Below are 18,993 nucleotides of genomic sequence, written 5' to 3' on the forward strand. Positions count from 1 at the left end.
GCCATGTCGTTGAACAATCACGCGAGCCTGCTGGCGGATGTCGGGCAGTGGGCCGAGGCGATTCCGGTCAGTGAGGAGGCCCTCCGCCTGTGCCGGGAGTTGGTCGAGCTGAACCGGGAGGCCTATCTGCCCGACTACGTCAAATGCCTCGCGGCCCGCGGGTATGTGTGGATCGAGAACTCCCGATTCGCTGCCGCCGTAACCCCGCTGGTCGAGGCGTTGCCGGCGTCGCGGGAACTGCCCGAGCACGTCGCCCAGGACATCGTCGGCTGGGTCACCCACCTGCTGCGTCTCGCCTACGCGAAAGACGCCACCGCGGTGGCCGACGAGTTCCGCCTCGTCACCGGCCAGGACGTCCCGGCCTGGATGAAGGAGCCACCCTCCGCCACAGCAGGCTGACGAGAGCGACCTCCTTGATGCGCCGTCGGATTCGCGGCCGTCACGCCCACGACGATCGGCCGGAGCCGAAATAGCGGGCCACGACCTGTGTGTGCAGCGGGAACGCCAGCTCTCGGGGGCCGTCGATGACCAGCCACTCGCTGGTCTCCGCGGTGCGCGCGACCGGCGGGAGGGCGTCCGCGGTCGTCCGCGGCCCGAGACCGAAGACCAGCACGGTGCCGTCGGGCGCGCTGACCGTGTCGAACAGCCGGACGCCGGCCGCGTCGACGGCGACGCCCGTCTCCTCGCGGAGCTCCCGTACGGCGGCCTGCTGCCAGGACTCGCCCATGTCGATGAAGCCGCCGGGGAGGGCGAGCAGGCCGCGGTGCGGCTCGACGTCCCGGCGGACCACGAGAAGGCCGTCGTCCACCGGAAGCACCATGACGGCGACCGGCAGGGGGTTGAGGTAGCTGGTGTTGCCGCACTCCTGACAGGTCCTCGGCCAGGGCAAGCCGGGCGCGTAGGCCGCTCCGCAGAAGGAACAGCAGGAGTTCCTGATCGCCATGATCGCGAGGGTAGCAGCGCCCGGGCGCGGACGCCGGGCGTGCCGATCGGCTCAGGGCAGCGCGGGGAGGATCACGGCCGAGGGGTGGCGGGGGTCGTGCAGGATCTCCTGGTCCGAGGCGACCATGGGGGTGCCGGCCGTCAGCGGCGCGCCGGTGCCCGGGTTGCGGGCGATGCGCGGGTAGGCCCCGCTGGCCACCTGCACCCGGATGCGGTGCCCGCGGCGGAACCGGTGGCCCATCGGCCACAGGTCGATCTCCACCCGGCGCACGCCGTCCTCGTCGGCCCGCAGCTGCGGCGTCAGCCGGCGCACGCCCTCGCAGACGTTCATCGACGCGCCGTCGGGGTGCACGTCGCACACCCGCACGACGAAGTCCGTGTGCTCCCTGCCGGTGCGCACGAACAGCTCGGCGCTCACCGGGCCGATCATCTCGGTGTCCCGGGCGAGCGCTTCCGAGGTGTACACGAGCACGTCACGCCGGGCCTCCAGCCGCCGGTTGTCCCTCGGCTCGGAGTTGCCGATCAGCACCGGGCCGCCGATCACCGGCGTCGGGTGCGCGGGGTCGTAGCGGTAACGGTCCGGTTCGCCGCCCGCCGGGTTGTCCGGAGACAGGGCGAAGCCCGGCTGCAGATGCCAGCGCTCGCGCCGCATGCCTGGCGGCGGCCAGTCCGGCTCGTCCCGCCACACGCTCGCGCCGGTGACGTACAGGCGGACGGGGGAGGGGCGCAGCCCCGAGGGGTCGCCGAGCAGGTGGGCGCGGAACCAGGCCAGGGCGTCGGCGTTGGCCGCCCGCCCGTGACGGATGTCGGCGTGGTACCACGGCCCGATCGTGAGGTGGGGCCGCCGCCCCGCCGCCCGCAGCGCCGCGTAGTCCTTGAGCTGCCAGGGCAGGAACACGTCATACCAGCCGCCGGTCATCGTGATCTCGGCGCCGACCTCGCCCACCGACGCGGAGAAGTCCCTCTTGTCCCAATACGTGCAGAGGGCCTCGCCGTGGTGGGCCACGAGCTCCCGGAAGAACGGCAGCGGCCTGCCCGCCGACAGCACGTCGAGCTCGGGCAGCGGGTGGCCCGACAGGCCCGACAGCACGGCCCGTCGCGTGCGCCTGGGCGCGATGAACGCGGCCATGCCGCTCAGCCTGCCCTCCAGGTGCGCGGTGAGCGTCGTCCAGATCAGCGTCGACTCCAGCGCGAACGACCCGCCGACGTACGCGGCGTCGCGGAAGCACGAGGCGGTCACCTGGACGGCCATCGCCCGCAGGTCGGGGGTCTGCGCCGCGATCGCCCACTGGGTGTAGCCCAGGTAGGAGGGCCCGTGCATGGCGAAGCCGCCGCCGTACCACGACTGCGCCCGCATCCACTCGACGGTCGCCAGGCCGTCCTCCTGCTCGTGGGCCAGGGGGTCGAGCCGGCCGCCCGAGCCGAAACCGCCCCGGCAGCTCTGCAGCAGGACCTGGAATCCGTGCCGGGCGAAGGTCCAGCCGTACATCCACCCGACCACGCCGCCCCGCCCGTACGGCGTGCGGATCAGGATCGTCGGCGGCCGGTCGGCGCCGACGGGGGTGTAGTGGTCGGCCAGGAGGGTCACGCCGTCCGGCATCGGCACGGGCACGTTCCTGCGCACCCGGACCCGGTGGCCCGGCGGGCCGCTCGGGCTTCGCGGTCCCCCCAGTCCGCCCGAGGCCTGCGGGACGCGGCGGTGCGGTGGCAGTCCGGCCGGCACGCGGACCATCACGCCCCTCCTTTCCGGCCCGGGATGCAATCTCGCGCCCGGCCGAGAGTGGAGTTTCCGACCAGTAACAGAATATCTATCCGGTTCTCGCGCTTCCAGTCGCGTCGCGTTGCATGATCGCGGCTCCCACGGCTACCCTTACCGCATGCGAACTCCTGCACCCTCCCAGTGGTGGCGCCGCTAGCAGGCGGCGTTTTCGCATTCGTATTGGAGACCGGCCGCCCCGTGAGAGGCGGCCTTCTGTATGTCCGCCCCGGGGCATACGAAAAAAGGGGCGTGGACAGTGGAGATCAGCGGATATACCACGGCCGGCGGCATCGCGGTCGAGCGCCGGGTGCGCGAGGTGTCCGAGGAGGCACTGGAGGAGATCGTCACGTCGCTGGGGGAGCGGCGCGGCGGCGCCTTCTCCTCCGGCATGGACTACCCGGGCCGTTACAGCAGATGGGCCTTCGGCTACGTCGACCCCTGTCTGGAGATCGTGGCGCGCGGCCGGCGGATATCCGCCCGGGCGCTCAACGAGCGCGGCGAGGTCGTGCTGCCCGCCGTCGCCTCCTGCCTGCTCGCCGCGGGCAAGCCGGAGAGCGAGCCGACCCCCGGCTACGTCGAGGTGCACGTCGCCGAGTCCGAGGACCTGCTGCCCGAGGAGATGCGCAGCCGCCGTCCCACCGTCTTCACCGCCATCCGCGAGATCATCGCCGCCTTCCGGTCCGACGACCCGCACCTCGGCCTGTACGGCGCCTTCGGCTACGACCTGGCGTTCCAGTTCGAGCCGATCCGTTACCGCCTGACCCGGCCCGGCGACCAGCGCGACCTGGTGCTGCACCTGCCCGACCGGCTCGTCGTGATCGACCGGGTCCGCGAGACCAGCGTGGAGCACTGCTACGACTTCACCGTGGACGGCGTCTCCACCAGCGGCCTGAAGCGCACCGGCGAGGCGGTCCCCCTGGTCGCGCCCCGCGAGATCCCGCCGGACCCGGTGCGGGGGACCTACGCCGACGTCGTCGCCAAGGCCAAGGAGAAGTTCCAGCGCGGCGACCTGTTCGAGGTCGTCCCCGGCCAGGTCTTCCACGGCGCCTGCACCGACCCCGCCGCTTTCTACCGGTCGCTGCGCACGGAGAACCCCGCGCCGTACGAGTTCCTGCTCAACCTCGGCGACGGCGAGCACCTGGTGGGCGCCTCGCCCGAGATGTACGTCCGGGTGAGCGGCGACCGGGTGGAGACCTGCCCGATCTCCGGCACGATCGCCAGAGGGGCCAACCCGGTCGAGGACGCCGAGGCCATCCGCACGCTCCTGTCCAGCGTGAAGGAGGAGTCGGAGCTGACCATGTGCACGGACGTGGACCGCAACGACAAGTCGCGCATCTGCGTCCCCGGCAGCGTCCGGGTGATCGGCCGCCGCCAGATTGAGATGTACTCCCGGTTGATCCACACCGTCGACCACATCGAGGGCCGGCTGCGCCCCGAGTTCGACGCCCTCGACGCGTTCCTCACCCACATGTGGGCCGTCACCGTCACCGGCGCCCCCAAGACGTGGGCCATGCAGTTCATCGAGGACCACGAGGAGACCACGCGGCGCTGGTACGGCGGCGCGGTCGGCTTCATCGGCTTCGACGGCTCGATGAACACCGGCCTGACCCTGCGCACCGCGCAGATCCGCGACGGCGTCGCGACCGTGCGGGCCGGGGCGACGCTGCTGTACGACTCCGACCCCGAGGCCGAGGAGCGGGAGACCGAGCTCAAGGCCAGCGCCCTCCTCGGCGCGCTCGCCGCGGCCGCCCGCCCCCGGGACGAGGCGCGGGCGGAGCCCAGGGCCGACCTGCCGGGCGAGGGCCACCGGGTGCTGCTCGTGGACCACGAGGACTCCTTCGTCAACACCCTCGCCGACTACTTCCGCCAGCAGGGCGCCTCGGTGGTCACGCTGCGGCACGGCTTCCCGCTGGACAAGCTCGACGAGATCGCGCCCACGCTGGTCGTGCTGTCGCCCGGCCCCGGCTGGCCGTCCGACTTCGGCTGCTCGGCGCTGATCGAGGCGCTGTACGCCAGGAGGCTGCCGGTGTTCGGGGTGTGCCTGGGCCTGCAGGCCATGGTCGAGCAGGCGGGCGGCACGCTCGAACTGCTGCCGTACCCCGAGCACGGCAAGCGCGGCCGGGTCCGCCGCGAGGGCGACAGCGCGCTGCTCGACGGGCTGCCCGGCGAGTTCGTCGCGGCCCGCTACCACTCCCTGCACGCCAAGGAGCCGGGGGTCAGGGGTTTCCGGGTCACCGCGTTCACCCAGGACGGCGCCGCGATGGCGATCGAGGACACCGAGAACCTGCGTTTCGGCGTGCAGTTCCACCCCGAGTCGATCCTGACCACGCAGGGCGGCGCCGGTGCGAGGATCATCGCGAACGTCCTGCGGCTTTGCGCGCGCCATGACTGAGTAAAGAGGCGGTCGGGGGAGGCGCCGGCGCGGCGGGGGAGCCGTAGAGTCCACTGCCGTGCCGGAGCCGAGACCCGACGAACAGCTGCCCGTTGCCCTGCCCGACGCGGTGCGGGCGGCCCTGCTCGCGCCCATGGTGGACCAGCACTGTCACGGCGTGCGCCGCGACGACACCACCAGGTCGGGGTTCGAGCAGCTCATCGGCGAGGGCGGCACGCCGGCGCCGCCGGGGACCACGCACTTCGACACGCCTGCCGGCGCGGCGATCCGCCGCTGGTGCGCGCCGGTCCTCGGGCTGGAGCCGCACGCCTCGGCCACCGTCTACCTGTCGCGCCGCGCCGAGCTCGGCGCGGCCGAGGTCAACCGGCGGCTGCTGCGCGGCGCCGGGGTGTCGGCCTTCCTGGTCGACTCGGGGCTCGACGTCCCCGGGGTGCTCTCGCCCGCCGAGATGGGCCGGCTCGGTGCGGCCGCCGCCGACGAGATCGTCCGGCTGGAGCAGGTCGAGCAGGACGTCGCCGAGGCCGGGTTGCCCGCCGCCGACTACGCCGGACTGCTGCGGGACGAGCTCGCGGCGCGCGCGGGCCGGGCCGCCGCGCTCAAGTCCGTCGCGGCACACCGCTGCGGCCTCGGCTTCGACCCCTCCCGGCCCTCCCGCGGCAGCGTGATCGCGGCGGCCGGCCGCAGGCTCGCCGACCCCAAGGCCCGCCTGGACGACCCCGTCCTCGTACGGCACCTGCTCTGGGCGGCGGTCGACGTCGCCAGGGAGCGCAGCCTGCCGCTGCAGTTCCACTGTGGCTTGTCCGGCTGGGGTCCGGCCGGCACGGGCCCGTACGACGCCGGGGCCGCCGCTCACCTGGCCGATCCCGCGCTGCTGACGGGGTTCGTGCGCGCCCTCGCCCCGCTCGGGGTGCCGGTCGTCCTGCTGCACTGCTACCCCTACCACCGGCAGGCGGCGTACCTGGCGGGCGTCTTCCCGCACGTGTACGTCGACGCGGGGCCCGCCGTCGCGCACACCGCCGCGGGCTCCGCCCACGTCCTGCGTGAGCTGCTCGAACTCGTCCCGTTCCACAAGCAGATGTACGGCTCCGGCTGTCACGGCGCCGCCGAGCTGTGCTTCCTGGGCGCGCTTCACCACCGCCGGGGCCTGGCCCGCGTGCTCGGCGACCGGATCGCCGAGGGCGAGTGGAGCACGGCCGACGCGGCCCGGATCGCCCACATGATCGGCGCGGGCAACGCCCGCCGCGTCTACCGCCTCTGAAATCCCGGATCCGTCCGAGCCGAAATCATCCTCCTTTATGAGGATGATTTACGATCTACGGCACGGAATAATCGCGCCCGATGGCTGCTATAGAGATAAAAAATCTGATTAAGTCGTTCGGGCCGGTGAGGGCTGTGGACGGCGTTTCGTTCAGCGTCGAGGCCGGATCCGTCACCGGATATCTCGGTCCCAACGGAGCCGGTAAGACGACCACGCTCCGCTCCCTGCTCGGCCTGGTCACCCCCGACTCGGGTGAGGCGCTGGTGAACGGCGAGCGCTACGTCACGCTCCCCCGCCCGGTGACCGAGGTCGGCGCCGTGCTGGAGGCCACGAACTTCCACCCCGGCCGCACCGCCCGCAACCACCTGCGCGTCCTGTGCACGGCGGCCGGGCTGCCCGACGCCCGCGCCGACGAGGCGCTCGAGCAGGTCGGCCTCGCGGACGCCGCGAACAAGCGCGTGCTCGGTTTCTCGCTGGGCATGCGCCAGCGGCTCGCGCTCGCCTCGGCCCTGCTCGGCCGGCCCCGGGTGTACATCCTGGACGAGCCCGCCAACGGCCTCGACCCCGCGGGCATCGAGTGGCTGCGCGGGTTCCTGCGCCACCTCGCCCACGACGAGGGGGCGGCCGTGCTCGTCTCCAGCCACGTGCTGGCCGAGGTCGAGCAGACCGTCGACAACGTCGTGATCATCGCCAGGGGCCGCCTGGTCCGCCAGGGCAGCCTCGCCGAGCTCACCAGCAACGGAGGAGAGGTGATCCGGGTGCGCACCGCCCAGGCCGCCGACCTCGCCCCCGCGCTGGAGTCGGCGGGCGCCACGATCGAACGCGTGGACGACGGCCTGCTGCGGGTGCGCGGGCTGGACGCGGAGACCATCGGCCAGGTCGCCCTGGACCGGCGGATCGTGCTCACCGAGGTGGCGCAGGAGCGGTCCGACCTGCAGAAGGTCTTCCTCGAGCTCACGGAGGGGCGATGAGTGACATCCCCGGCCTCGTCAGGGCCGAGCTGCGCAAGCTGTTCACCACCCGGCTGTGGTGGATCATGCTGATCGTCACGTTGCTGCTCGTCGGGGTGAGCCTGGGCTTCCTCATGGCGTTCGCGGGGGTGAGCCAGAACGGCGGCGCGCTGCCCGCGCTGGACTCCGCGCAGTGGACGGAGATCGCCTGGTCGGGCGGGTCCAGCGCCGGCATCTTCGTGATGATCCTCGGCGTCGTCCTGATGACCTCCGAGTACCGCTACCAGACGATCACCGGGACCTTCCTCGTCACCCCCCGGCGCGGCCTGGTGATCGTCGCCAAGCTGGTGGCCGGGCTGATCGTGGGGGCGCTGTTCGGCCTGGCCGTGCTGGTCTTCCAGGCGGTCACGGTGATCCCGGCCGTGACGATCGCCGGAGGCGAGTTCTCGCTGTCGGCCTCGCGGGTCCCGCAGATCAGCATCGGCATCCTCGCGACCCTGGCGTTGTACGCGCTGTTCGGCATCGGCCTGGGGGCGCTCGTCCGCAACCAGATCGCGGGCATCGTGGCCGCCATCGTCTGGTCGTACGTGGTCGAGAGCATCTTCACGGCGATCCCGGCGCTGCACGGCGTGGGCAAGTGGCTGCCGGCCGGCGCGGCCCAGGCGCTGATGAGCATCGACGTGGACACCGGCCTGGGCCGGCCCGAATGGCTGCCCGCCTGGGCGGGCGCCCTCGTCCTGGTCGCCTACGGCCTGCTGTTCGCCGCGGTGGCCACCGCCACCACGGTCCGGCGGGACATAACCTGACCGTCGCCGATCGGGGGCCGGGTCGCGATCGTGGGCTCGAACTGGTTTGCTTGGACGGTCACCAACCGGCACCACTTCACGGGGATTGTGCATGCGCAGCGTCGAGCCCGAGGTCTTCCTCGTCGCCAAACCGTCCGTCGACTACGACGAGCTGGCCCGCTACCTCCAGGAGATCGGCGGGGAAAGCTGGCTGGAGCGGCTGGAGCGCGGCGAGTTCGACGCCCAGAACCTCGCCGAGTTCGCGGGGCGGCTGTGCTACCGGTCGTTCGAGCCGGGGCTGAACCCGAACGTCACGAGGGTGCGCACCGACCAGGAGGCGTACCTGCGCAACATCCTCGCGTCCGCGCACGGCAGTGTGCTGGAGCACATCAGCTTCAGCTTCGTGCTGCACAACGTCTCACGGGTGTTCACCCACGAGCTGGTGCGGCACCGGCCCGGGGTGGCGATCTCGCAGGAGTCGCTGCGGTTCGTCCGGCTGAGCGACATCCCGTTCTGGTTCCCCGAGTGGGCGCGCGAGGACGCCGAGCTGATGAAGCGGGCGACCGAGATGCTCGACCGGATGGAGGAGTTCCAGACCTGGATGGCGGCCCACTTCGGGCTGGACGAGGACGGCGTGCCGTTCGCGGAGAAGAAGCACCGCACCTCGTTCATGCGCCGCTTCGCGCCCGAGGGCGTCGCGACCGGTCTGGTCTGGACGGCCAACGTGCGCACCCTGCGGCACACGATCGAGGCCCGTACGGCCGCCGGCGCCGAGGAGGAGATCCGCGTCGTCTTCGGCCGGATCGGGGAGATCATGCGGGAGGAGGCCCCGGCGCTGTTCGGCGACTACGTGGTCGAGGACGGCGCCTGGGTGCCCGGATACCGCAAGGTCTGAGCCGCCGCGGTCGCCCCGAGAAGGGCGACCGCGCGGCCGCGCGGCGGGTCAGAGGACGGCGGCCCGCACGCACAGCACGTCGGGCAGGTGGCGGGCGAGCAGCGACCAGCTCTCGCCCGCGTCGGCCGAGCCGTACACCTCGCCGTCCCGGGTGCCGAAGAACACGCCGGCGGGCCCGGCGCACATCGCGTCCCTGAGCACCGAGGCGTGCAGCGGGCCCTCGGGCAGCCCGGCGGAGAAGCTCTGCCAGGTGGCCCCGGCGTCGTCGCTGCGGAACACCTGGTAGCGGTGGCCGAGCGGCGTCCGGTCGACGTCGCCGTGCAGCGGGAAGACGTACAGCCGGTCGGGGTCGTCCGGGTCCACCGCGATCGGGAACCCGAAGTCGGAGGGCAGGCCGGACCCGATCTCCGTCCAGGAGTCGCCGAAGTCGTCGGACCGGTAGACCCCGAAGTGGTGCTGCAGGTAGAGCCGCTCGGGCGCGGCGGGATGCTGCGCCACCTTGTGCACGCACTGCCCGAACTCGGGATACTGCGCGCCCTCCGGAAGGAAGGGGGCGCGGATGTTCTTGTTCGACGGCCGCCAGGTGGCCCCCGCGTCGTCGCTGCGGAAGAACCCGACGGCGGAGGCGGCGACGCCGATGCGCCGCGGGTCGCTGGGATGGGGGATCACCGTGTGGAGGCACAGGCCGCCGCCGCCGGGCTGCCACCGCGGCCGGGTGGGGTGGTCCCACAGGCCGTCGACCAGGGTGTAGGTCGCGCCGCGGTCCTCCGACCGGAACAGCGCGGCGGGCTCGGCGCCCGCCCAGACGACGTCCGGCTCGGCCGGCGACGGCTGGAGCTGCCACACCCGGGCCAGCGCGGCCCCCGTGCGCTCGGGGAAGGCGACCGGCGGGGCCGGCGCCTCCTGCCACGTCTCGCCGAGGTCGTCGGACCACATCACCGACGGGCCGAAGTGGCCGTATTCGATCCCGGCGAGAAGGCGGGGTGTGCTCCCGCGGGTGTCGATCGCGACCGAGTGGATCCCGATCGTGGAGAACCGCACGGGCTCGACCTCGAATTTCCCGTCTCCCGAGGAGCGTGCGAGGAACAGTCCCTTTCGGGTGCCGATGGCGAGCAGTGCGGGCATTGGTCCTCCCATGTGCCGATTTCGATCGTGTTTTCGACTCGATCCTGCCAGGAAGCCCTCCTGCCCGCTCGCGGTTCCGGTCAAGCGGTGCTCTGGACCGGGTCGCGGTGGATCCGTGACAGCGGCACCCCCGAACACTGGAGGCGCCGTACGGTCTCGTTCACCATCGCGGGCGGGCCGCAGACGTACGTCTCGTGGTCGGCCCAGGAGTGGAACCTCTCGACCACGTCGGGGAGCCGGCCGCGCATCCCGTCGAAGGCGGGGTCGTCGGAGACCACCGGAATCACCCGCAGCCAGGGGAAGGCGGCCTCCATCCTCGCCAGGTCCGGCATGTCGTACAGGTCGCGCGCGTGGCGGGCGCCGAACAGCAGGTGGATGTTCGGGCGGTCGCCGGAGGCGATGACGTGCTCGACGACGGCTTTGATCGGCGCGAGGCCGGTGCCCCCGGCGACGCAGAGGATGTCCCGGTCGGACTCGGGCGGCGTCATCGTGCCCACGGGCGGGCCCAGCAGGAGCTGGTCGCCGACGCGGGTGTGGCGGACCAGCGCGGTGCTCACCCAGCCGCCCGGCACCGCGCGCACGTGCAGGCGCAGCGTGCCGTCGGGGCGGGGCGCGTTCGCGATGGAGAAGCGCCGCCACACCCGCGGCCATCTGGCCGTCTGGACCGTGACGTACTGGCCTGGGACGAAGTCCATCGGCTGCGAGGGCCGCAGCGTGAGCACCGAGATGTCCCGGGTGCGCTGCTCGTGGTCGGTCACCTCGGCCAGCCACCAGGGCGGGGTCGGTTCCGCGGTGGCGGCGTCGATCATGATTTTCGCCGCCATGGCGTACGCCTCGGTCCAGGCGGCCTCGATCTCCTCGGTCCAGATGTCGGCGGCGAAGTGCCTGATGGTGGCGAGAAGGGCGCTGCCCACGGCGGTGTAGTGCTCGGGGGACACGCCGTACTTGCGATGGTCCCGCCCGAGCTGGGCGAGATAGGACGCCAGCCCCTCGGGGCTGTCGAGCATCCAGACGACCCTGGTGAGCGCGTTGAAGAGCCGGTCGCGCTGCACCTCCATGCCCGGCGGGAACATCCCCCGCATGTGCGGGCAGTGGGTGAACAGTCGTCCGTAGAAGTACCCCGCGGCCTTCCCGGCGACGGGTTCGACGACCGAGAAGCTCTCCTTGACGAGGCGCGGATTCAGCGGCATCAGTTGTGTCCCACCCTAGGGACCGGAATCGTGCTCCGGTCTGTCGATCCACCTCCCTGACGGTTCCGGGTGACGAGCGCCGGCGGCCCCGGCTCGACCGATCGCTCAACCGGGAGTGTTCCACTCGCTCCCGGGCGCCACAACCGATTCCCCGCAAGGCAACCGACTGTGAACACTTCGTTATTTATCGTGACGCTCATGCTGTGACTGGTGTGACTAGTGTGAAAATCGGCCAACAGAGGAAAGATCTGCGCCATGATGGGCCTGCCTGCTCGCACACCCCAGGAGATGGCCCATGGCGCGTCCCATCGTCGGCATCACCACCTACCTCGAGGCCGCGCGCTGGGGCACATGGGTCCGTGAGGCGGCGGTCTCGCCCCGGGCGTACGCGCGCGCGGTGGAGAAGGCGGGCGGCGCGCCGGTCCTGCTGCCGCCGCTGAGCCCGGTGTCCGCCGGCGACTACGTGCGCCGCCTGGACGCGGTCGTCCTCGCCGGGGGCGTCGAGGTGGACCCCGCGCTGTACGGCGAGGTCCCGGCCGACGAACCGGACGACGGGCTCGGCGGGCCGCAGCCCCAGCGCGACCGGTTCGAGACGGCGCTGGCGCAGGCGGCGGTGGAGGCGGACGTGCCGCTGCTGGCGATCTCACGGGGCATGCACGTGCTCAACGTCGCCCAGGGCGGCACGCTTATCACGTCGCTGCGGGAGGCCGTCGGCCACGACCGCCACGAGAGCGCCGGGCACGTGGTCACGGTCAGCGTGTCGAGCAGGCTCGGCAAGGCCGTCGGCGACCGCGCGGAGGTGACCGGCGCGCACCGCCGTGCCGTCCGGCGGCTCGGCACCGGCCTGATCGCGGTGGCCTGGGCGGACGACCAGATCGTCGAGGCCGTCGAACTGCAGGGGCACCGGTTCGCGGTCGGCGTCCAGTGGCACCCCGAGCGCGGCGCCGACAACCGCCTCGTCGAGGCGCTGGTGGACGCGGCCCGCCCGTGATCTCCGGGGCCGCAGGCGGGCGCTGTTACTGTGCGGGGCATGGCGTTGCATCCCCAGGCTGAGGCCTACCTCAAGCTGTTCCCCTCGGATCTCGGCGTCGACGTCGCCTCCCTCACCCGCGAGCAGATCGTCCGGATGCGGTCCCTGGACGGCGTGGCCGGGCAGCGCGGGCCGCGGATCGGCCTGCCGGAGGTCAGGGACGAGACGGCGGCGGGGGTGCCGGTCCGGATCTACCGCCCGGAGCCGGACGGGCGTCCGCTGCCGGTGCTCGTGTACTTCCACGGCGGCGGCTGGGTCTTCGGCAGCGTCGAGCGCAACGACGCCCTCGCCCGCGACCTCGCCCACCGGACCGGAGCGGTCGTCGTCTCGGTGGACTACCGTCTCGCCCCCGAGCACCCGTTCCCCGCGGCCGCCGAGGACGCCTTCGCCGTGGTCCGCGACGTGCACGCCCGTCCCGCCTCCTACGGCGCGGACCCCCGCAGGGTGGCGGTCGTCGGCGACAGCGCCGGAGGCAACCTCGCGGCGGTGGCGGCCTGGCTGGCCAGGGACGCCGGGCTGCGCCTCGTCCACCAGGCGCTGATCTACCCGGTCGTCGACGTCTCGGGCGACATGCCCGGCTACGTGACGTACGCGAAGGGGTTCGGGCTCGACGCCGCCGAGATGCGGTGGTTCATCGAGCAGTACGCGGGCGGGGCCGACCCCCGTGACCCCCGTCTCGCGCCGCTCCACCTGCCGGACAAGTCGGGCCTGGCGCCCGCGACGGTGATCACGGCGGAGTGCGACCCGCTGTGCGACGAGGGCGAGGCCTACGCGCGGGCGCTCGCCGGGGCGGGCGTACCCGTGGAGTACCACTGCTTCGAGGGTGCCCTGCACGGCTTCCTCGGCCTGCCCGGGTTCTTCGACCAGGCGCTGGAGGGCCGCGATCTCCTCGCGGCCCGGCTCAGGGACGCGCTGCGCCTGCCCTCAGGACCGGGATCCGCGTCGTGAGGGAGTACGAGAAGCTGCGCACCGAGTGGGCGGCCGACGGCGTCCTGCGGATCGTGATCAGCGAGCCGTCCCGGCGCAACGCCGTGGACCGCACCGGTCACCGCGAGCTGGCCGAGGTCTGGCGCGACGTGGACCGCGACGACGGCGTCCGGGCGGTGATCGTGCGCGGAGAGGGCGAGGCGTTCTCGGCGGGCGGCGACCTGTCGATGATCGAGGAGATGATCCGCGACCACGCCACGCGCCTGGAGGTCTTCGCCGAGGCCCGCGACATCGTCTACAACGTGCTCAACTGCTCCAAACCGGTCGTCTCCGCGATCCAGGGCCCGGCGGTGGGGGCGGGGCTCGCCGTCGCGCTATTGGCCGACATCTCGGTCGCGGGGCGGACGGCCCGCATCATCGACGGCCACACCCGGCTCGGCGTCGCGGCGGGCGACCACGCGGCGATCATCTGGCCGCTGCTGTGCGGCATGGCCAAGGCGAAGTACCACCTCCTTCTGTGCGAGCCGGTCACCGGCGAGCAGGCCGAGGCGATGGGCCTGGTGAGCCTGTGCGTCGACGACGACCAGGTCCACGACAGGGCGCTGGAGATCGCGACCCGGCTGGCCGCCGGCTCGGCCGAGGCGATCCGGCTCACCAAGCACGCGCTGAACAACTGGCTGCGCATGGCCGGGCCGTCGTTCGACGCGTCGCTGGCGATGGAGTTCCTCGGGTTCACCGGCCCGGACGCGGCCGAGGGCGTGCGGGCCCTGCGCGAGAAGCGCCCGCCTCGGTTCCGGTCCTGATCCCCGCGCGTGAGCGGTCAGAAGCTCCTCGGCAGGCCGAGCACCTGAGTGGCCAGATAGTTGAGCAGCAGTTCCTCGGTCACCGGCGCGACCCTGCCGATCCTCGCGTCGGCGAGCAGCCGGGCGACGGGATACTCCAGCGAGTACGCCATGCCGCCGTGGGTCTGGAACGCGGCGTCGGCGGCCTCCCACGCGGCCTGCGAGGCCGTCAGCTTGGCGATGTTGGCCTCGGTGCCGCAGGGCAGCCCGTTGTCGAACGACCAAGCGGCCTTGTACAGCATCAGCCTGGCCAGCTCGATCTTGGCCTTGACCTGCGCCAGCGGGAACGCGATGGCCTGGTTGGCCCCGATGGGGCGGCCGAAGACCTCCCGCTGCCTCGCGTAGTCCACGCCCACCCGCAGCGCGACCTCGGCGCCGCCGAGCGCACTGGCCGCCAGCAGGATCCGCTCCGGGTTCAGCACGTCCCACAGCACGGCCACGCCCCGGTCCACCTCGCCGAGCACGCTGGAGGCGGGCAGCCGCAGGTCGTCGACGAAGACCATGTTGGACGGCGTGGTGTTCGCGCCCATCTTCGGAATCGGCCGGTAGGACAACCGCCCCGCCGCCACGGCCTCCGGCACGTTCACGAGGAAAACGGTCAGCCCGTCCGTGCGCGGCTTCGCCTCCGCCGCGGGGATCGTCCGGGTGACGAGCAGCATCCAGGCAGCCCGCTGCACCCCGGTGATCCAGATCTTCTGGCCGTTGACGACGAAGTCGTCGCCGTCCCTGCGGGCGAAGGTCGAGATCGCCAGGGAATTGGACCCGGCGTCGGGCTCGGTCAGCGCGAAGCAGGTCTCGATCTCGCCCGTGGCCAGCTTCGGCAGCAGCGCGGCCTTCTGCTCGGCCGTGCCGTGCCTGGCCAGCGTGAGCGCCCCGAACCCCGGCGTCAGCACGTACATGAACGCCGAGCCGCCGGCGGAGCCGGAGGCCGACAGGGTCTCGGTGGCCACGGCCAGCTCCAGCAGGCCCTGTCCGCCTCCGCCGTACTCCTCGGGCACGGCGAGACCGAGCCAGCCGCCCTTGGCGAGATCGGCCCAGACCTCCTCCGGCCAGCGCTTGTCCGCCTCGCAGCGCTGCCAGTAGTCCATGTCGTAGCGCGAGCAGATGTCCGCGATGCCCCGGCGCACCGCCTGCGCGCTCTCCGGCAGCGTGAAGTCCATGCCCGCCACTCTAGAACGACATTCGGCGGGCTGCGAGATCATCGGCGGGGGCGGCGCGCGTGGTAGACGAAGGCGGGGGGCAGGTTCCGCCACACCGTCCGCCCGGCCACCACCTCCTCGAACGCCCGGCCCAGTCCGCGGCGGAACCGCAGGGCCGCGGGCAGGGCGCGGGCGTGGACGTAGGAGAACGTCGTGAACGCGCCCCCCGGCGCGAGCGAGGCGACCACCGCGCGCAGCAGGCCCGCCTGGTGGGCGGGGGAAAACGCCGCCCAGGGCAGCCCGCTCACGATCACGTCGGCGGCGGCCACGCCCCGGTCGGCGAGCAGCTCCGGCAGCCGCACGGCGTCGTCGACCACCAGCTCGACCCCCGGACAGCGGGCGGCGAGACGGCCGGCCAGCCGCGAATTGATCTCGACCGCCAGGTGCCGTCCCCGCCCGCCGAGCCGGCGCTGGATCTCGGCCGTGAAGGGGCCGGTGCCCGGCCCGAGCTCGACCACGACGGGGTCGCCGCGCTCCGGCACCGGCACGCACACCGCCTCCGACAACCGTCGTGAGCTGGCCGCGACCGCCCCGGTCGCGGCGGGGGAGCGCAGGAACTGTCCGAAGAGAATCGCTGATTCGCTGGTCATGCCGCGACGCTAGGCCCGCGTCCACGGCCCGGCCGCCCGCCGTCCGGACCGACGTGGCGGCCGGTCGGCGGGGCGGCACCGGCCAGAAGGAGGAGGGCAGTCCTCCGGGCGGAGGACCGGCCACCACGCGGGCGGACGGTAGCGTTCCCTCATGCGGTGGCCCCCGACGCGCCCGATCCTCACCGGCAGGCCCTTGGCGTTCCCGCGCGGGGCGGCCCTCGACATCGGGCTGGCGGTGTGCGGGACCGGGCTCGACGTGCTCGTCAGCGCCGGCTCCTGGAGCGGCTCCGTGCCCGTGTGGGTGGGCATGGGGTTCGCGCTGCTGGCCGGGCTGCCGATGGGCCTGCTGCGCCGGTGGCCCGGGCCGGTGGCCGTCTACCTGTCCGCGCTGCTGGTGATCTGCGACCAGCTCGGCGCGTTCACCGTCAACACCCTGCAGGTCCTGCTGCCGATCTCGGTGGGCGTGCTGGCCCGGTCGCGCGGCTGGCGCTGGACGGCGCCGGCGGCCGTGCTCGCCTCCGCCGCGACGGCGGTGAACCTCGCCGACCCCGGCGTCGCCCTCACGGGCAACACCTGGTTCTACTCCACCGGACTGATCGCGGCTCCCGTGCTGATCGGCCGCTATCTGCGCGGGCAGGAGGGACGCCGCAAGGAGGACCCGGCGCCGCTGCTCGACCTGCTGCTCGCGGGCGGCGGGGTCGCGCTGTCGGTGCTCACCACCTGGCCCTACTGGCACGGCGGCGCGGTGCCCGTGTGGGCGGTCGCGCTCGGGGTGATGCTCGCGGGGCTCGCGCTGGGCGTCGTACGGCACCTGCCCGGCGCGGTCCTGCTGCTGGAGAGCGCCGCGCTGCTCCTGGCCGACCAATACGCGCCGAGGACCGGCAGCAGCCTGCAACTGCTCACCCTGGTGGCCCTCGGCGTCTTCGCGACCCGCGCCGCCTGGCCGTGGCTGGCCGCGGCGTACGCGCTGACCTGCTCGGTCGCCGCGGTCGTGGTCGTGGACGACCCCGCCGACATCACGCCCTTCCGGGTGGTCGCCCTGATGACGATGGTGACCGCCCCCGTGGCGATCGGCCGCTACGTCGGCGTGCGGCAGGCCCAGGCCAGACACGCCGCCGAGCTGGCCGCGGAGCGGGCCAGGGCGGGCCGGCTCGCCGAGCGGGAACGGATCGCCAGGGACGTCCACGACATCGTGGCCCACCACGTGGGGGCCATGGTGCTGCGGGCGAGCGCCGCGCAGTACGCCGGGGCGAGCGGGCCGGCCGCCGAGGCGCTGGCCGACATCAGGGACACCGGCCACCGTGTGCTCGAGGACCTGCGTGGCCTGCTGGCGGTGCTGCGCGACCCGGGCGAGGCCCTGAGCCCCGGCCCCGGCCCGGATCCGGGCGCCGATCTCGCGCTCGCCGACATGCTCGCCGACCCGGACGACGTGCTGCGCGACGCCGTGGCCCGGATGTCGGCGGCCGGTCTGCTGGTGGACCTGCGCCTGTCGGCCGAGGCGGAGCGGGCCCCGCTGGTGGTGCGGGCGTCGGCGGCGAGGATCGTCCAGGAGGGACTGACGAACGTGCTCAAACACGCGGGGCCGGGAGCCCGCGCGGAGGTCAGCGTGGCGATGCGCCCGGACGCGCTGACGGTGGAGGTGCGCAACGGCCCCGGCACCTCCCGTCCCCCGGAGGCGCTGCCGTCCCACGGCCAGGGCATCGCCGGCATGCGGGAGCGGGCCCGCGCCTTCGGCGGGCACGTCACCGCGGGACCGGCCGGGGACGGCGGCTGGCGGCTGACCGCCTCGCTGCCCGTCCCGGGCGAGAGCCGATCGGCGTGTCGCAAGATGGGGAGGTTCGCGTGATCCGCGTCGTGGTCGCCGACGACCAGGCCCTGGTGCGCGCGGGCGTCCGGATGATGCTGGAGGCGGCCGGGGACATGGAGGTGTGCGGGGAGGCCGCCGACGGGGCCGAGGCCGTACGGCTGACCGAGCGGCACCGCCCCGACGTGGTGCTGATGGACCTGCGGATGCCGCGCGTCGACGGCCTTGAGGCCACCCGCAGGATCCTCGCGGCCCAGCCGTCCGCCCGGATCGTCGTGCTCACCACCTTCTCCGAGGACGCGAACCTCTACGCCGCCCTGGGCGCGGGCGCGCTCGGGTTCCTGGTCAAGGACGACCCGCCCGCCCGCATGGTCGAGTCCGTACGGCGGGCCGCGGCGGGGGAGCCCCCGCTCGCGCCGTCCGTGCTGCGGCGCGTCGTCGAACGGGCCCTGGCCGCCGAGCGTCAGGCGGCGCCGCTGCCGCCCGGCGTCACCGAGCGCGAGGCACAGGTGCTCACCCTGGTCGGGGTGGGCCTGTCCAACGCCGAGATCGCCGACCGGCTGCACGTGGGCGTCACGACGGTCAAGAGCCACGTCGCCGCGCTCATCGAGAAGCTGGGGCTGCGCAACCGCACCCAGGCGGCGGTGCTGGCGCACCGGTTCGGCTTGGTCGACACGGCGTTCAACCCCGTGGATCCTCCGGGAAGCGGCAGCAAGGGCGGCATGTAGGGTTCGGGGCGTGAACGCTGCCGAGGACCGGATCTGGACGGTGCCCAACCTGCTGAGCGCCCTGCGGCTGCTCGGCGTCCCCGTCTTCCTCTGGCTCGTGCTGGGTCCCCATGCCGACGGATGGGCCATCGCGCTGCTGGCGCTCGCGGGCTTCAGCGACTGGCTCGACGGCAAGCTCGCCCGCGCCTGGAACCAGATCAGCAGGCTCGGCCGGCTCATCGACCCGCTCGCCGACCGCCTCTACATCCTCGCCACCCTGGTCGGCCTGGTCCTGCGGGACGTGGTCCCCTGGTGGCTGGCGCTCGCGGTGCCGCTGCGCGACGTGCTGATGCTGTGGATCCCGCCCCTGCTGCGGCGGCACGGGTACGGCCCTGCCCTGCCCGTCCACTTCCTCGGCAAGGCGGGCACGGCCGCCCTGATGTACGCGTTCCCGCTGCTGTTCCTCGCCTCGCACGAGGGCTGGTACGCCGAGATTGCCGCGATCTTCGGATGGGCCTTCGCCATCTGGGGAACTGGTCTGTATTGGTGGGCGGGGGTGTTGTATGTCGTACAGGTGCGCCAGCTAACGAAGGGGTGA

General features: G+C 73.0%; 17 protein-coding genes and 1 pseudogene. 12 read left to right on the forward strand and 6 right to left on the reverse strand.

Going from position 1 to position 18,993, the window contains the following annotated elements; all coding sequences use genetic code 11:
• Nucleotides 1–399 (forward strand): tetratricopeptide repeat protein (locus ACWEQG_RS30240; protein WP_452289909.1); only part of this gene is annotated, 399 nt, incomplete at its 5' end.
• Nucleotides 400–439: 40 nt separating this feature from the next.
• On the opposite strand, the gene ACWEQG_RS30245 is transcribed toward ACWEQG_RS30240, so the two are convergent.
• Both ACWEQG_RS30245 and ACWEQG_RS30250 read right to left on the reverse strand, forming a co-directional pair.
• Entirely contained in the window at nucleotides 440–943 is a 504-nt protein-coding gene (locus ACWEQG_RS30245) for an NUDIX domain-containing protein (protein ID WP_452289911.1), read from the reverse strand.
• Nucleotides 944–994: 51 nt separating this feature from the next.
• The gene (locus ACWEQG_RS30250; protein WP_452289913.1) at nucleotides 995–2,674 is read right to left on the reverse strand and encodes a CocE/NonD family hydrolase; all 1,680 of its coding nucleotides are present in this window, start codon (nucleotides 2,672–2,674) and stop codon (nucleotides 995–997) included.
• A gap of 244 nt (nucleotides 2,675–2,918) precedes the next feature.
• Here ACWEQG_RS30250 and ACWEQG_RS30255 point away from each other — a divergent pair, with 244 nt between their 5' ends.
• The 5 genes from ACWEQG_RS30255 (at nucleotide 2,919) to thyX (ending at nucleotide 8,981) form a co-directional block, all read left to right on the forward strand.
• Nucleotides 2,919–5,093: an anthranilate synthase component I gene (locus ACWEQG_RS30255; protein WP_452289915.1), complete on the forward strand. Its 2,175-nt coding sequence runs from the start codon at nucleotides 2,919–2,921 to the stop codon at nucleotides 5,091–5,093.
• A gap of 58 nt (nucleotides 5,094–5,151) precedes the next feature.
• A complete protein-coding gene (locus tag ACWEQG_RS30260) occupies nucleotides 5,152–6,351 on the forward strand; it encodes an amidohydrolase (RefSeq protein WP_452289917.1) in 1,200 nt (399 codons plus the stop codon).
• Between the two features lie 134 nt (nucleotides 6,352–6,485).
• The gene (locus ACWEQG_RS30265; RefSeq protein WP_452289918.1) at nucleotides 6,486–7,322 is read left to right on the forward strand and encodes an ABC transporter ATP-binding protein; all 837 of its coding nucleotides are present in this window, start codon (nucleotides 6,486–6,488) and stop codon (nucleotides 7,320–7,322) included.
• Nucleotides 7,319–8,107 carry an ABC transporter permease gene (locus ACWEQG_RS30270; protein ID WP_452289920.1) on the forward strand — a complete coding sequence of 263 codons (789 nt, stop codon included), beginning with the start codon at nucleotides 7,319–7,321 and terminating at the stop codon, nucleotides 8,105–8,107. Before ACWEQG_RS30265 ends, ACWEQG_RS30270 begins: the two co-directional genes overlap by 4 nt.
• Before the next feature lie 91 nt (nucleotides 8,108–8,198).
• The gene (gene thyX / locus ACWEQG_RS30275) at nucleotides 8,199–8,981 is read left to right on the forward strand and encodes an FAD-dependent thymidylate synthase (RefSeq protein WP_363474114.1); all 783 of its coding nucleotides are present in this window, start codon (nucleotides 8,199–8,201) and stop codon (nucleotides 8,979–8,981) included.
• A 48-nt stretch (nucleotides 8,982–9,029) separates the two neighbouring features.
• Here thyX and ACWEQG_RS30280 read toward each other — a convergent pair whose 3' ends face one another.
• Entirely contained in the window at nucleotides 9,030–10,106 is a 1,077-nt protein-coding gene (locus tag ACWEQG_RS30280) for a WD40/YVTN/BNR-like repeat-containing protein (RefSeq protein ID WP_452289922.1), read from the reverse strand.
• Nucleotides 10,107–10,186: 80 nt separating this feature from the next.
• Nucleotides 10,187–11,296, reverse strand: coding sequence for a globin domain-containing protein (locus tag ACWEQG_RS30285; protein ID WP_452289924.1), 1,110 nt, complete (start codon nucleotides 11,294–11,296; stop codon nucleotides 10,187–10,189).
• 295 nt (nucleotides 11,297–11,591) lie between these two features.
• On the opposite strand from ACWEQG_RS30285, the gene ACWEQG_RS30290 reads away from it, so the two are divergent.
• Genes ACWEQG_RS30290 through ACWEQG_RS30300 form a run of 3 tightly spaced genes read left to right on the forward strand, consistent with a single transcriptional unit; the run spans nucleotide 11,592 to nucleotide 14,056 of the window.
• The gene (locus ACWEQG_RS30290; RefSeq protein ID WP_452289926.1) at nucleotides 11,592–12,287 is read left to right on the forward strand and encodes a gamma-glutamyl-gamma-aminobutyrate hydrolase family protein; all 696 of its coding nucleotides are present in this window, start codon (nucleotides 11,592–11,594) and stop codon (nucleotides 12,285–12,287) included.
• A 39-nt stretch (nucleotides 12,288–12,326) separates the two neighbouring features.
• Nucleotides 12,327–13,274, forward strand: coding sequence for an alpha/beta hydrolase (locus ACWEQG_RS30295; protein ID WP_452289928.1), 948 nt, complete (start codon nucleotides 12,327–12,329; stop codon nucleotides 13,272–13,274).
• Complete coding sequence (locus tag ACWEQG_RS30300) at nucleotides 13,271–14,056, forward strand: enoyl-CoA hydratase/isomerase family protein (RefSeq protein WP_452289930.1); 786 nt, start codon at nucleotides 13,271–13,273, stop codon at nucleotides 14,054–14,056. Before ACWEQG_RS30295 ends, ACWEQG_RS30300 begins: the two co-directional genes overlap by 4 nt.
• A gap of 17 nt (nucleotides 14,057–14,073) precedes the next feature.
• On the opposite strand, the gene ACWEQG_RS30305 is transcribed toward ACWEQG_RS30300, so the two are convergent.
• Together ACWEQG_RS30305 and ACWEQG_RS30310 are read right to left on the reverse strand one after the other, a co-directional pair.
• Nucleotides 14,074–15,255 carry an acyl-CoA dehydrogenase family protein gene (locus ACWEQG_RS30305; RefSeq protein WP_346229669.1) on the reverse strand — a complete coding sequence of 394 codons (1,182 nt, stop codon included), beginning with the start codon at nucleotides 15,253–15,255 and terminating at the stop codon, nucleotides 14,074–14,076.
• A gap of 38 nt (nucleotides 15,256–15,293) precedes the next feature.
• A pseudogene (locus ACWEQG_RS30310) lies at nucleotides 15,294–15,752 on the reverse strand (class I SAM-dependent methyltransferase); the annotation flags it as partial.
• 283 nt (nucleotides 15,753–16,035) lie between these two features.
• On the opposite strand from ACWEQG_RS30310, the gene ACWEQG_RS30315 reads away from it, so the two are divergent.
• The 3 genes from ACWEQG_RS30315 to ACWEQG_RS30325 are packed head-to-tail and all read left to right on the forward strand — an operon-like array spanning nucleotide 16,036 to nucleotide 18,993.
• Entirely contained in the window at nucleotides 16,036–17,730 is a 1,695-nt protein-coding gene (locus ACWEQG_RS30315; RefSeq protein ID WP_452289932.1) for a histidine kinase, read from the forward strand.
• Nucleotides 17,727–18,416 carry a response regulator gene (locus ACWEQG_RS30320; RefSeq protein WP_452289934.1) on the forward strand — a complete coding sequence of 230 codons (690 nt, stop codon included), beginning with the start codon at nucleotides 17,727–17,729 and terminating at the stop codon, nucleotides 18,414–18,416. Before ACWEQG_RS30315 ends, ACWEQG_RS30320 begins: the two co-directional genes overlap by 4 nt.
• 10 nt (nucleotides 18,417–18,426) lie before the next feature.
• A complete protein-coding gene (locus ACWEQG_RS30325; protein WP_363469586.1) occupies nucleotides 18,427–18,993 on the forward strand; it encodes a CDP-alcohol phosphatidyltransferase family protein in 567 nt (188 codons plus the stop codon).

It is taken from the genome of Microbispora sp. NPDC004025, from assembly GCF_053604425.1.